Raw genomic sequence first — 13,328 nt, forward strand, 5'->3', positions numbered from 1 at the left:
CGGACGATGGGCGTTGAATAATTCCACGAGTTGATTTGTCGCACCCGGTGGCTGCCCTGCGCCCCACCGGAGCACCCTTTTTGAAGTCTGGATCTGCTGTGACCACCCCCTCGGCTGGCCGCGTCCGTGGGCGCGCTGACCCCCGCGCTCACCTGGCCTCTGTCCATGCCGGTAAAGGCACCGGCGTCTTGTGGCGCATCACCAAGCTCACGCTGCGCCATCCCTGGCAGGTCACCATTGCCATCGGCTCGACGGTGATCGCGGCGGGCCTGCAGCTGACCATTCCGCGTCTGCTGGGCCGCGCAGTGGACGAGGCGCAGGGCATTCTGGTGGCGGGCGATGCCGGCGAGCGGGCGCTCTGGACCACGGCGCTGCTCCTGCTGGCCGTGTCTGTGGCCCGCGGGCTCTTTACCCTGGCGCAGAACTATTTCAGTGAATCGGTGGGCCACACCATCGGCTACGAACTGCGCCTGGCCTTCTATGAAAAGGTGCAGCGCCTGAGCTTTTCCTTCCACGACCGCATCCATACCGGCGATCTCATCACCATCGGGCTGCTCGACCTCGATGGCGTACGCATGTTCTTCTCGACGGGGCTCGTGCGCATGGTGCTGCTGTCCGTGCTGATCGGGCTGGGTGCGTATCTGCTGATCTCGACCGATCCGCTGCTGGGCGTGCTGAGCCTGAGCTTTGTGCCCTTTGTCGCCTGGCGCTCCTCGGTCGCGCAACTGACCCTGCGCAAGACCTGGCTGATGCTGCAGGATAAGTTGTCCGCCGTCACCCGTGTGATGGAAGAGAATTTGGGCGGCATTCGCGTCGTGCGCGCCTTTTCGGGCCAGAACTTCGAGCTCGCCAAGTTCGACCGCGCTTCGGCCGAAGCCCTGGAGCTCGCCCATACCCGCGTCGGCATTCGCGTGCGCAACACCAGCGCCATGACCTTTTCGTTCTTTGCCGCCATGGGGCTGGTGCTCTGGTTCGGGGGCAACAAGGTCATCGACGGCACCATGACCGTGGGCACGCTCGCTTCGTTTTTGACCTTCATGACCATCCTGCAGATGCCGGTGCGCCAGCTCGGCATGATGGTCAACAGCTTTGCCCGCGCCGCCACCTGTGGCGGGCGCCTGTTCGACTTTCTCGACCAGCCGCTCGAGATCGATGACAAGCCCGAGGCCAACCCGCTGAAGATAGGCCAAGGCGTGCTGCGCTTTGAGGATGTGCACTTCACCTATCCCGGCGCACTGTATCCCACGCTTGACGGGGTAAGCTTTGAAGCCAAGCGCGGCCAGACCATCGGCATTGTCGGTGCCCCCGGGAGCGGCAAGTCGACGCTCGCCCATCTGATCTCGCGCTTTTACGAAGTGACGGGCGGGGCTGTGACCATCGACGGGCAGAACGTCAACGACGTGACCCTCGCCTCGCTCCGGCGCGCCGTGGCCGTGGTGCAGCAGGACTCGTTCCTGTTCACCACCACGATCGAAAACAACATCGCCTATGGCGATCCCTGGGCCAAGGAGCGCTCCATTGCCGGGGCCGCCGAAAGCGCCCAGTTGCACAACTACATCATGGGCCTGCCGGCCCAATATGGCACAGTGGTGGGCGAACGGGGTGTCTCGCTTTCGGGTGGGCAGCGCCAGCGCCTGTCGATTGCCCGCAGCCTCGTGCTCAAGCCGGCGGTGATGGTGTTCGACGATTCCACCGCCGCCATCGATGCGGGCACCGAGCACCGCATCCGCAGCGCCATCAAGCGCTATGCGCAGGATCGCGTCACCCTCATCATCTCCCACCGCCTGAGTTCGCTGATGCATGCCGACCAGATCCTGTTTCTTGATGGCGGCAAGATCGTCGAGCGCGGCAGCCATGAGCAGTTGCTGGCCCAGAACGGTCGCTATCGCGCGCTCTACGACCTGCAGGTCAAGCCGGTCGACGCCGAGGACTTTGCCGTGGGGAGTGCGGCCCAATGAGCGTTATCGAGCATGACGACGACGTTCCGGTCGATCGCGGCCAGCGCCCGCCCCGCGCCACGGTGGGTTCGCACCGGATCGAGGAAGAAATCTTTGGCAAGGCCTATGATCCCAAGACCATCCGCCGGATCTGGGCCTTTGTGCATCCCTATCGCCGGCGCATGCTGCTGGCGGTGGCGGCGGTTATCGTTTTCACGCTGACCCAGCTGGCCATTCCGCTGATCATCGGCTTTGCCATTGACCGCGGCATGACCGCAGGCGGCGATCACGCCAACCTGATCGGGGCCGTCGTGGCCTTTGGCGTGGTGGTGCTGCTCAATTTCGGCGCCAGCTATGTGCAGGAAACCGTGGTCGGCGAAGTGGCCGAAAACGTGCTGTTCGATATGCGCCGCGCCATGTTCAGCCAGCTCCAGCGCGTGTCGCTGTCCTTCATGGACAAGACCGAAGTGGGTCGCCTGATGAGCCGCCTGCAGGGTGACGTCAATTCCATGCAGGAGTTTTTGGAAACCTCCGTGATCTCGGTGGGCGACATCGTGCTGCTGGTCGGCATTGTCGTCGTGCTGCTGACGCTTGATTTCCGACTTGGCCTGCTAACGCTCGCGACCATGCCGGTGCTGTTCGTCGTGCGCATTTTCTGGCTGCCGCGGGCGCGGGCCGCCTTCATGGCCGCGCACGAAACCAATTCCTCCACCGCGGGCGCCCTGGCCGAAGGCATTCATGGCGTGCGCACGGTGCAGAACCTCGATCGCCAGCGGGTCAATTTCGACCTCTATGACGACAAGGCCTTTGGTAACCTCAAGACCCAGCTGACCGCATCGAAATATGCCCAGGTCATGGTGCCCATCGTTGATAGCCTCACCGGCATCGCCATGGCTGTTGTGATCGTGGTGGGAGGCTCCATGGTGCTCAATGGCGGGCTGCAGGTGGGCGTGATCGTCACGTTCCTGTTCTATATCCAGCGCTTTTTCGATCCCATCCGCTCGCTCACCATGCAGTATTCGGTGATGCAGCGCGCCATGAGCTCGGGCCAGCGCATCACCGAAGTGCTCGACGTACCCGTCGACATCGCCGACAAGCCCGGCGCCGTGGCGCTGACCGGGGACATGGATGGGTCGGTTGAGTTCCGCAACGTCACCTTTGGCTATCGCGCCGATCATCCCGTGCTCAAAAATGTCAGCTTCCGCGTCAATCCGGGCGAAACCGTCGCCCTGGTCGGCCCCACCGGCTCGGGCAAGACCAGCGCCATGGCCCTTGTGCACCGCTTTTATGAAGTGCAGGGCGGCGCGGTGTTGGTGGGCGGCCATGATGTGCGCGATGTAACGCAGGAATCGCTGGGCGAGCAGGTGGCCATGGTGCTCCAGGAGCCCTTCCTCTTTACCGGCAGCGTTCTGGACAATATCCGCTACAACAAGGCCGATGCCACGCGCGAACAGGTGGTTGCCGCGGCCAAGGCGGTGGGCGCCCATGAGTTCATCGAGCGGCTGCCCAATGGCTATGACGCCATGCTCGAGCAGCGCGGCTCCAATCTGTCCCTGGGGCAGCGCCAGCTGCTGAGCTTTGCCCGGGCGCTGGTGGCCGATGCCAGGATCCTCGTGCTCGATGAGGCCACCGCCAATATCGACTCCTATACCGAGCGGCAGATCCAGAAGGCGCTGCTGACCGTGCTCGAAGGGCGCACCGGACTCGTGATCGCGCACCGGCTCGCCACTATTCGTGGGGCCGACCGCATCATCGTGCTGCAGAATGGCGAGTTGATCGAGAACGGCAATCACGACCAGCTCATGGCCAAGAACGGGCTGTATGCCCGGCTCTACAACATGAACTACGCCTCCTTTGACGACATCCCCGAAGAGGTGATCGCCGCCGGCCCCAAGGCCGCCTCCACCTGACGCGCCAGCTATGCCAGGAAAGCACCGGGCCATGCCCGATCCGTGCTGGCGCGCGGCTGCCCTGCCGGGCATGAACCCCGCTGAAGTGGGGGAGCCCTGATGCTGAGCCTTGGAGCGGTGCTTGCCCTGTTGGGGGCGGTGTTTTTGACCTCGACCCTGTCGGGCGTCTTCGGCATGGCGGGTGGGCTGATCCTCCTCGGCATATTGCTGGCGCTGCTGCCGGTGGGCACCGCCATTGCGGTGCAGGGCGCCATCCAGATCATCGCCAACGGGTCGCGGGCCTGGCTGTCCCGCGCCTTTATCGATTGGCGCATCATGGGCTGGATCACGCTGGGGCTGCTGGTGTCGGCCACCATCCTCTTCATCGTGCGCTATACGCCCGACCTCGCAGCCGTTTGCATCGCCATTGGCCTCTTGCCGATCCTTGTCTGGATTCCCGCCGATTGGCTGCGGCTCGATGCCAGCAAGCCCCATCATGCCGTGCTTTGCGGCATGCTCGGAGGCGGGCTCAACCTTGCGGTCGGGGTGTCGGGGCCGACCGTCGATATCTTTTTCATCCGCACCGCCATGGACCGGCGGCGGATCGTCGCGACCAAGGCGGCGGTGCAGGTGCTCTCGCATGGGGCAAAAGTGGTGTTCTACTGGAACGCCACCATGGTGCTGAGTGCCGGAGAATGGCTGGGCGTGGCGCTCGCCGCGCCTTTCGCGGTGGCCGGCACCAGCGCCGGCTACTGGATCTTGCAGCGCGTGACCGACGCCAATTTCCGCAGCTGGACGCGCTGGATCGTCTCGGCCATTGGCATTTTCTATCTTGCGCGCGGCCTTTCCCTGGTGCTCTGAACCCCCTATCAGTGGGCTCAGCCAGGGAGATGGGATGGCACCGTTCGACAGCGTCACCGCACGCCTGATTTTGCTGCTGGCCGATACCGGCTCGATTGGGCGCGCCGCCGAGCGCGAGGGCATTGCCTCCTCCGCCGTCAGCCGCCGCGTGTCCGATCTCGAGAACCGGTTGGGCACGGCCCTCTTTGACCGCTCCGCCCATGGCGTGCGCTTGACCGCTGCCGGCAGCGCCTATGCCGAGGGCTGCCGCACCGTGCTGCGTGCCATCGCCGATCTGGATGCCACCATGGTGGATTTTTCCTCCGGCCAGCGCGGCAGCCTGCGCCTGGCCTGCACCGGCTCGGCGCTGACCGGGCGGCTGCCCGAACTGCTGGCCCGCTACAGCCAGAACCATACCGGCATCGGGCTCGACATCATGGAAATGGGCGCCGCCCGGGCGCTGCTGGCGCTCGATGAAGGCCGGGCGGATGTCGCCATTGTATCGGATAATTACGATTTCGCGCGCTTTGAAACCCGCCCCTTCGAGGATGACCGCGTCTGGGTGCTGGCGCCGCCCGAGCATCCGCTGGCAGCTCGGCTCGAGCCGCGCAGCGGCATTGCCTTTGCCGAGGTCGCCGAGCACGCCATTGTGGGCATCCACCATGCCGGCGCGCTCGATCGCCTGCTCGCTGAAGCCGCCCGGCGCGACGGGCGCAAACTGACCGAAAGCCTGCGGGTGGAGAGTTTCCCTGCGCTGGTGCGCATGGTGGAAGCGGGCTTTGGCATCGGCTTTTTGCGCTCGACGAGCCTGCATCTGCTGGCGGGTACGGACCTCGCCTGCGCCCCGCTCGCCGAGAGCTGGGCGCTGCGCCAATTGCTGGTGGCGCGCCGCCGCTCCACGCCCCTTTCAGCGCCGGTGAAGGGCTTTTTGTCGCTGGTCAGCGAAACCTATGCACCTACGCCCTAGTGGCGCGTTATGCTGGCGCCCGTTCATCCGCTCACCCAGGATCACTCCGATGTTCCGCCGTTTCCGTGCCGCCGCCATCGTCTCTGCCCTGCTGCTCGTTGCGCCTGCTCTTGCTCATAACGGGGTGGTGCATCATGGCCCTCTCAACATCTCGGTGCCCTTTACCCGCGCGACCCTGCCCAATGCTCCCGTCGCGGGCGGGTATCTGACCATCGAGAACACGGGCGATGCGTCCGACCGGTTGGTTTCCGCCACTTCCCCCGCCGCAGGCACGGTGCAACTGCACCAGATGAAGATGGAAGGGGACGTCATGAAGATGAGCCCCCTGGCCGACGGCATCACCATCGAAGCCGGCCAGACCGTGGCGCTCGAGCCGGGCGGGCTGCACATCATGTTTCTGGGCCTGACCCAGCCTTTCGTTGAAGGCGAGACTGTGCCGGTGACCCTGGTGTTCGAGCATGCCGGCCCGGTCGAAATTGAGATCCCCGTGCAGGCCGCCGATGCGACCGAAGCCCATGGCGCGGGTGAGCACGCTCATGACGCCCCCGAAGGCGAGCACAGCCACTAGGGACTAAAACCCCGGCGCCACTCGCCCTGTATAGGTGAGTGGCAGCCTCAACTATCTTTTGACTCGGCGCTTCCGCCCGGATAGGTAACCCGACAAGCAACGTCAGCTTAAACTGGCAGTGCTGAGCTGTTTGCCCAAACCCTGGATTGGAAGTCTCGTGAACACCATCACCCGCACCCCCTCCTTGCTCGCCGCGCTCGTCGCTGGCGCGCTGGCCTTTACCAGCCTGGGCACCCAGGCTCAGGAAGTCACCGTCACCCATCCCCAGGGTGAAACCACCATCACCGGCGTACCCGAAAAAGTGCTGGTGTCCGATTGGGCAGCCTTTGACAACCTGACCGCGCTCGGCGTTCCGGTCGCTGGCATTCCCTCGTCCAATGTGCCCGCTTACCTCGCTGACTCCGTTCCCGCCGACGCGATCAAGATCGGCTCGCTCCAGGAGCCCGATTTCGAAGGCATCGCTGCCGCCGACGCTGATCTCTATATCGTCGCCGCCCGCTCGCGCACCGCGTACCCGACCGCCGCCGAAATCCTGCCCACCATCGACCTGACCGTTGACAATGCCGATTTGGTCGAGGGCGTGGAAGCCAACATCACCAAGCTCGGCGAAATCTTCGGGCTCGAAGAGAAGGCCGCCGAACTCAACGCCAATCTCGAAGCCAAGATCGCCGAAGTCAAAGCTGCGGCCGAAGGCAAGGGCACCGCGCTCGTGCTCGTGACCAATGCCGGCAATGTCGGCGTTTACGGCCCCGGCTCGCGCGTCGCCTGGATCTACAATGAACTCGGCATGCCCTCGGCCATGGCCGATGTTGAAGACGGCGATCACGGTGGCGACAGCGTTTCCTTCGAGTTCATCCTCGAAACCAACCCCGATTGGCTCTTCGTGGTCGACCGTGATGCCGGCGTTGGCGAAAACACCGGGGCTGCTGCCGCCCTGCTCGACAACGAATTGGTGAACCAGACCACCGCCGCCAAGGAGGGTCATATTGTTTACCTCGACCCCCAAGCTGCTTATGTCACCATGCATGGCTATAACGGCCTGATGCTGATGCTCGATCAGGTGCTGGAAGGCCTCAACAGCTAACACCGGCCCCTAGCGATCAATCATTCAGCCCGGCGGATCATTCCGCCGGGTTCTACCATTTTAGAACGAGGTGCCATGCGGGCCTTGCCGCTGCTGATTATCGCTGGTGTGGCCACGCTTCTGCTGGCGATTGCGAGCCTGTTTATCGGGGTCAGCGATGTGACGCTGGCGGGAGTGTTTTCGGGTGGCCCCGAAGGGCGGCCGATGCAGGTGCTGCTGATCAGCCGCGTGCCGCGTACCCTGTCGCTGCTGCTCGCCGGCTCCTCCATGGCCATTGCCGGCCTTGTGATGCAGATCGTCGTGCGCAACCGCTTTGTCGAGCCGGGAACGGTGGGCACCACGGAGTCCGCGCTGCTCGGCTTTTTGCTGGTGACGCTCCTCGCGCCGGGCTGGCCCATCATGGCCAAGATGATGGTGGCGGCGCTGTTTGCCCTCGCCGGCACTTTCCTGTTCTTGCGGGTGATCCGCAGCGTGCCGCCCCGCGATGTGCTGCTCGTGCCCCTGATCGGCATCATGCTGTCGGGCATTATCGGGGCGGTGACGAGCTTTTTCGCTTATCGCTTTGGCCTGCTGCCCTCGCTCCTCGCCTGGGAGCTTGGCGACTTTTCCGGCGTGCTGCGCGGCCGCTATGAACTGCTCTGGATTGGGCTGGTTTGTGCCGTCGCCGCTTATTGGGCCGCCGACCGTTTCACCGTCGCCGGGATGGGCGAGGATTTCACCACCAATCTGGGGCTCAACTACAACCAGACCATGACCCTGGGGCTCATCATCGTCTCGATCTCGAGCGCGGTGGTGCTGGTCTCCGTCGGCATCATCCCGTTCCTCGGTCTCGTCGTGCCCAATGTCATCAGCCTCTTGGTTGGCGACAATATGCGGCGCACCGTGCCCTGGGTGGCGGTGTCGGGCGCGGCCTTCGTGGTGGCCTGCGATATCCTGGGTCGGGTGATCCGCTACCCCTATGAGATCCCGATCGGGGTGGTTGTCGGCGTCATCGGCAGTGCCATTTTCCTTTATCTGTTGCTCAGGACCCGTCGCAGTGCCGCCTGATCTCTCCACGGCTCACGCCCCGTTCCTGGGCATTTCGCGCCGCACCTGGACCCGGCCGGTGCTGGTGATCGTCGTGTTGTCGCTGCTGGCACTGGTTTCCATCGTCTGCTTCATGACGCTGGGGGCCAAGGGCAGCTGGAGCTTTGTTATCCCGTTCCGCGGCCGCAAGCTCCTTGGGCTGATCCTCGTCGGCTATTCGGTGGCGCTGTCCACCGTGCTGTTCCAGACCGCCACCAATAACCGGATCCTCACGCCCTCGATCATGGGCTTTGATAGCCTCTACGTGCTGCTGCAAACCTCGCTGGTGTTCTTTTTCGGCATTGGCAGCCTTATCAGCCTCAATCCCGACCTGCATTTCCTCCTCGAAATGGTGGTGATGATCGGCTTTGCCAGCGCGCTGTTTTCCTGGCTCTTCGTGTGGCAGGAGCGCAGCCTGCACCTGCTGGTGCTGGTGGGCATTGTCTTTGGCATCATGTTCCGCAGCGTGATTTCCTTCATGCAGCGCTTGATGGATCCCAATGCCTTCAACGTCCTGCAGGACAGCTTCTTCGCCAGCTTTTCGCGCGTCGATACCGACCATCTCCTCTTCGCTTATGCCGTGCTGGCGGTGGTCACCATTGCCGTGATCCGGATGATCCCGGTCTTTGATGTGCTGACCCTTGGGCGCGCCAATGCGATCAATCTTGGGGTCAATTACAAGCGCACCATCACCGCCATGCTGATCATGGTGTCGGTGCTGGTGGCGGTCTCGACGGCACTCGTGGGCCCGGTGACCTTTTTCGGCCTTCTGGTGGCGAGCCTTGCCCATTCGCTGGTCGGCAACAGCAAGCATAAATATGTGCTGCCGACGGCCGTCCTGCTGGCTGTGATCTGCCTTGTGGGTGGGCAAACCGTGCTCGAGCGCATATTTGAGTTCGATACGGCGCTCTCGATCATCATCGAGTTTCTCGGTGGTATCGTCTTTATTTTCCTGGTTTTGCGGAGGGCGGGGCGATGATCATCACCACCAACGTCACCAAACATTATGGTGCCAGCTGCGTGGTGGATGGCGTGACGCTGTCCATTCCCGCTGGCGGCATCACCTCCATTATCGGGCCCAATGGGGCGGGCAAGTCCACCCTGCTGTCCATGGTCAGCCGCCTCATGAGCATGGACAAGGGCACCGTGACCGTCGACGGGCTCGATGTCAGCAAGACCGGCAGCGAATTGCTGGCCCGGCGCCTGTCCATCCTGCGCCAGGACAACCACATGACCGCGCGCCTGACCGTGCGCGACCTCGTTTCCTTTGGCCGCTTCCCCTATTCGCGCGGCCGGCTGACGCGGGACGACGAAAAGCGCATCGACGATGCCATTGGCTATCTCAATCTGGGCGAGCTGTCGGACCGGTTCCTCGACGAGCTTTCGGGTGGGCAGCGCCAGCGCGCTTTTGTGGCGATGGTGCTGTGCCAGGATACCGATTATGTGCTGCTCGACGAGCCGCTCAACAATCTCGACATGAAGCATGCCATGGGCATGATGAAGCTCTTGCGCAAGGCGGCCAATGAGCTGGGCAAGACGGTCGTGCTGGTGCTGCACGACATCAATTTTGCGTCCTGGTACTCCGATTTCATCATCGCTATGAAGCATGGCAAGGTCGCGGCTCAGGGCCCGGCCGACGAAATGATCCGCCCCGAAGTGCTGTCGGGCATTTACGAAATGGACATCAAGGTCCATGAGATCGGCGGCCAGCGCATCAGCGTGTACTACGAATAACGCCTACTGAGACCGCCCGAGGAGCGCGCCAGCCATGAAGCCAACCATCAGCATCATCACCATCGGCGTCGATGATCTGCCGCGCGCCTTTGCCTTTTACCGCGCGCTGTTCGAGCTGGGCGACGACCAGATCGGGGCAGGGGACGACCATGTGGCGTTTTTCCTCGATGAGCGGCTGAGCTTTGTGCTGTTCCCGCGCACCCAGATTGCCGAGACCGCGGGGCTCGAAGCCCCCGTAGCGGGCTCGCCGGGCTTTGTGCTCAGCCACCGTGCCGCCGATGCCGCCGAAGTCGATGCCATTCTCGACCAGGTGCTGGTGGCGGGTGGCTCGATCATTACCCCGGGCACATCGTCCGAATGGGGCTACTCGGCTTACTTCGCCGACAGCGAAGGCAATGTCTGGGAACTGATGGCGACCCCAACCGCCAATTAAGCCGCGCCATTACGTTCGGCAAAGGCCTTGCGGCTCGCCTCGATAGCCGCGTGATGCTCTTCCGCCCACAGCCAGACGCCGCAAAACGCGCCCCCGAGACTCCGGCCCATCGGGGTGAGGCTGTATTCCACATGGGGTGGGATCACCGGATGCACGGTTCGTTGCACGAGGCCATCGGCTTCCATCTGCCGCAGGGTCTTGGTCAGCATCTTCTGGCTGATCTCGCCGACCTTGCGTCCCACATCGGTGAAGCGCAGCGTGCCGTGATCATTGAGGGCTTCAAGGATCAGCATGGTCCATTTGTCGGCGACCTTGCCGATGATGTCGCGCACCAGGCGATCGAGTTCGGGATCGAGCGGCTTGCCGCCAGCGCGCTCGCTCCACTGGTAGATCGAGGGGGCCGAAACTTCTCGCGGCATCGACACTCTCCGTTGGGTGCGTATGGATCTTTTGGGTGCCTACTTCCCGATGGAGAGTATGCGGCTTAACTCTGGGCGACACAAGCCAAGGAGAGTTTTCATGCGCATGAGCGGCAATACCATTCTCATTACCGGCGGCGGCTCCGGCATCGGCCGCGGCTTGGCCGAAGCCTTTCACCGCGCGGGCAATCAGGTGATCATCAGCGGGCGGCGCCAGGACGCGCTCGATGCGGTCACCGCCGCCAATCCCGGCATGGCGGCATTCACCGTGGACATGACCGACCCCGAAGCGATCCGCGCCTTTGCCCAGCGGGTGATCGCGGCGTTTCCCGCGCTCAACGCCGTGATCAACAATGCCGGGATCATGGTCGATGAAGATTTGGTCGCGGGGGACTATCTGGCGATCGCCGAGGCGACTGTGGCGACCAATCTGCTGGGCCCGATCCGTCTTACGGCTGCCTTGCTGCCGCATCTGCTGGCGCAACCCCAGGCCGCGGTGCTGACTGTGTCATCGGGCCTCGCCTTTGTGCCCAAGGCCTCGACGCCGACCTACAGCGCCACCAAGGCGGCAATCCACAGCTATTCCCAATCGCTGCGCTACCAGCTGCGCCACACGGGTGTGGAGGTGATCGAGCTCGCCCCGCCCTATGTGCAAACCACGCTGCAGGGCGAAAAGCAGGCCAATGATCCCAATGCCATGCCGCTGGCTGACTATATCAGCGAAACCATGCAGCTGCTGGCGACAGGACCCGAGAATGGCGAGGTGCTGGTGCAGCGGGTGCATCGCCAGCGCTTTGCCGAGCAGAGCGGCAATGCCGCTGCGGTGTTCGGCTTCATCAACCCGGCCTGAGGCCGGAGATCGGGTGGCGGCGGCTAGAACCCGCCGCCCGTCTTGAACCCGCCATGCTTGCGGGTGCCGCTCGAGCCGGTGCGCGGGCGCGAAAAACCGCCGCCGCCTGCGGGCGGGCGCCCACCGCCGCCATCGCGCCTGCTGCCACCGCCAAAGCTGCCTTCGGGCCATTGGAAGCCGCCCCCCCCTTGCGGCCAGGGATTGGCGCTGCGCCCATTATTGGGCAGGCCCTCGCCGCCACCCCAATCACTGGTGCCGGGGTTCCAGTTCTGCGAGCGCCGCCAATGCTCCCAATAGGAGGCGGCGGAAATCCCACCGCGCAGGAAATCGTTGAGCATGTCGCCCACGAGCCGGTCTTCGCCAAAGCTCGAGCGGGGATCGTCAAAGCGCTGCTTTTTGAACTCCCACTGGATGTCCTCGAGCTCGCGCCGGCGGGCGGCGAGGGTCTTGAGGCGCGCCTTTTGCTCGCGCACCTCGGCGTCTTCTTCCTTCATGCGCGCCCGGGCATCGTCGATCTGGGCGACGATGGTGTCGTCGCGCCCGGTGCGGGTCAGCCGCGCTTCGGCCAGCAGCGTCTGGATATCCTCGCGCCCCAGCTCGGTCGCGAGCGTATCGAGCGCTTCGGCAAAGGAGGGATCGCGCCCCTGCGCCATGGCTCCGAGCGCCTGGGCGGCGCCGTCGCGGCGATCTTCGGCGGCGACGATCTCGGCGTCGATCGCCTCGATGCGGGCCTGCATGGCCGCGAGCGCTTCGCGCAAGGGGCGACCGCCCGCTTCGTCGATGGCGACCTGTTCGAGCCGGTCGAGCTCGGCCTGCGCCGCTTCCGCATTGGCGATCTGGCGCTCGGCATGTTCGCGCAGGCGCATCGGCAATTCGTTGAGCATGGCAAAATTGGGCCGCGCCTTGTTGAAGCCGACGATCCCCGCGACCCAGCCATCAAGGAAGCGCACCAGATTGTTGGCGCGATAGCGCGAGGTGCCGTAGCCGGCTTCCCACAAATACATGAACAGCGGATCGCTGCGATAGGGGCTGCCCTTTTGCGCCTGGTCGGCTTCCGCCTGCTCGGTCTTGCGCATGGATTGGGCGGCAATCTCGGCGAGTTCCTCGGCCTCCTGCCGCTTGGCGATCCAGGCGGGGTCGGTGCTGATCTGCGCCTGGAGGCGCGCGCCCAGTGCCTTGAGCTCGCTTTGCCTTGTTTCGAGTTCCGCCAGCGCCTGGGCGCGCTGCTCGGTCAGCCCCGCCAACTCCGCATCCGCGGCGGCGAGCCCTTCCTCGGCCTGGCTCAGATGGCGCGCATGGTCCTTGAGCATTTCGCGCGCCTTGCTTTCGGCCAGCGAAATGCGCCCGTCGAGTTCGCCCTGCACGCCCGGATCGAGGCGTAATTGCGCCAGCTGCCGGAACAGCTCCGCTTCGCTTTCGCGCATCTTGCTCAGCCGCTCGGCGGAGCGGGCAAGCCGGCGCGAGATTTCGTCCTCTTCGCGCCGGATGTCGCGCATGGCCTCGTCGAGGCTGGCCAGGGCCTGGGGTCCGCGGATGCTCATT

At 64.1% G+C, this 13,328-nt stretch carries 13 protein-coding genes; 11 read left to right on the forward strand and 2 right to left on the reverse strand.

What is annotated here, in order from left to right; all coding sequences use genetic code 11:
• Positions 1 to 98 precede the first annotated feature (98 nt).
• The 10 genes from HRU92_RS17565 to HRU92_RS17610 all read left to right on the forward strand — a co-directional run bounded on the left by HRU92_RS17565 (position 99) and on the right by HRU92_RS17610 (position 10,517).
• The gene (locus HRU92_RS17565) at positions 99 to 1,958 is read left to right on the forward strand and encodes an ABC transporter ATP-binding protein (RefSeq protein WP_172122378.1); all 1,860 of its coding nucleotides are present in this window, start codon (positions 99 to 101) and stop codon (positions 1,956 to 1,958) included.
• On the forward strand, positions 1,955 to 3,847 hold the full coding sequence (locus HRU92_RS17570) for an ABC transporter ATP-binding protein (protein WP_172122379.1): 1,893 nt from the start codon (positions 1,955 to 1,957) through the stop codon (positions 3,845 to 3,847). The genes HRU92_RS17565 and HRU92_RS17570 overlap by 4 nt, the downstream gene beginning before the upstream one ends.
• Before the next feature lie 99 nt (positions 3,848 to 3,946).
• Positions 3,947 to 4,687, forward strand: a complete 741-nt coding sequence (locus tag HRU92_RS17575) for a TSUP family transporter (protein ID WP_173088794.1) — start codon at positions 3,947 to 3,949, stop codon at positions 4,685 to 4,687.
• Between the two features lie 34 nt (positions 4,688 to 4,721).
• Positions 4,722 to 5,633: a LysR family transcriptional regulator gene (locus tag HRU92_RS17580; RefSeq protein WP_173088796.1), complete on the forward strand. Its 912-nt coding sequence runs from the start codon at positions 4,722 to 4,724 to the stop codon at positions 5,631 to 5,633.
• A 49-nt stretch (positions 5,634 to 5,682) separates the two neighbouring features.
• Entirely contained in the window at positions 5,683 to 6,201 is a 519-nt protein-coding gene (locus HRU92_RS17585; RefSeq protein ID WP_248307216.1) for a copper chaperone PCu(A)C, read from the forward strand.
• Positions 6,202 to 6,358: 157 nt separating this feature from the next.
• Entirely contained in the window at positions 6,359 to 7,285 is a 927-nt protein-coding gene (locus HRU92_RS17590) for an ABC transporter substrate-binding protein (RefSeq protein WP_210259535.1), read from the forward strand.
• A gap of 75 nt (positions 7,286 to 7,360) precedes the next feature.
• Positions 7,361 to 8,332 (forward strand): ABC transporter permease, encoded by a 972-nt coding sequence (locus tag HRU92_RS17595; RefSeq protein WP_173088800.1) that lies wholly within the window; start codon positions 7,361 to 7,363, stop codon positions 8,330 to 8,332.
• A gap of 31 nt (positions 8,333 to 8,363) precedes the next feature.
• Positions 8,364 to 9,329 carry an iron chelate uptake ABC transporter family permease subunit gene (locus tag HRU92_RS17600; RefSeq protein ID WP_349236878.1) on the forward strand — a complete coding sequence of 322 codons (966 nt, stop codon included), beginning with the start codon at positions 8,364 to 8,366 and terminating at the stop codon, positions 9,327 to 9,329.
• Complete coding sequence (locus HRU92_RS17605; protein WP_173088804.1) at positions 9,326 to 10,084, forward strand: ABC transporter ATP-binding protein; 759 nt, start codon at positions 9,326 to 9,328, stop codon at positions 10,082 to 10,084. The genes HRU92_RS17600 and HRU92_RS17605 overlap by 4 nt, the downstream gene beginning before the upstream one ends.
• A 34-nt stretch (positions 10,085 to 10,118) precedes the next feature.
• Positions 10,119 to 10,517: a VOC family protein gene (locus tag HRU92_RS17610; RefSeq protein ID WP_172122387.1), complete on the forward strand. Its 399-nt coding sequence runs from the start codon at positions 10,119 to 10,121 to the stop codon at positions 10,515 to 10,517.
• Here HRU92_RS17610 and HRU92_RS17615 read toward each other — a convergent pair.
• The gene (locus HRU92_RS17615; RefSeq protein WP_127751957.1) at positions 10,514 to 10,936 is read right to left on the reverse strand and encodes a helix-turn-helix domain-containing protein; all 423 of its coding nucleotides are present in this window, start codon (positions 10,934 to 10,936) and stop codon (positions 10,514 to 10,516) included. The genes HRU92_RS17610 and HRU92_RS17615 overlap by 4 nt on opposite strands.
• Positions 10,937 to 11,036: 100 nt before the next feature.
• On the opposite strand from HRU92_RS17615, the gene HRU92_RS17620 reads away from it, so the two are divergent.
• Positions 11,037 to 11,786 (forward strand): SDR family oxidoreductase, encoded by a 750-nt coding sequence (locus HRU92_RS17620; RefSeq protein WP_172122388.1) that lies wholly within the window; start codon positions 11,037 to 11,039, stop codon positions 11,784 to 11,786.
• Between the two features lie 23 nt (positions 11,787 to 11,809).
• Here HRU92_RS17620 and HRU92_RS17625 read toward each other — a convergent pair whose 3' ends face one another.
• On the reverse strand, positions 11,810 to 13,327 hold the full coding sequence (locus tag HRU92_RS17625) for a hypothetical protein (RefSeq protein WP_172122389.1): 1,518 nt from the start codon (positions 13,325 to 13,327) through the stop codon (positions 11,810 to 11,812).
• Position 13,328 lies beyond the last annotated feature (1 nt).

Source organism: Devosia sp. 1635 (genome assembly GCF_013185955.1).
GTDB lineage: Bacteria > Pseudomonadota > Alphaproteobacteria > Rhizobiales > Devosiaceae > Devosia.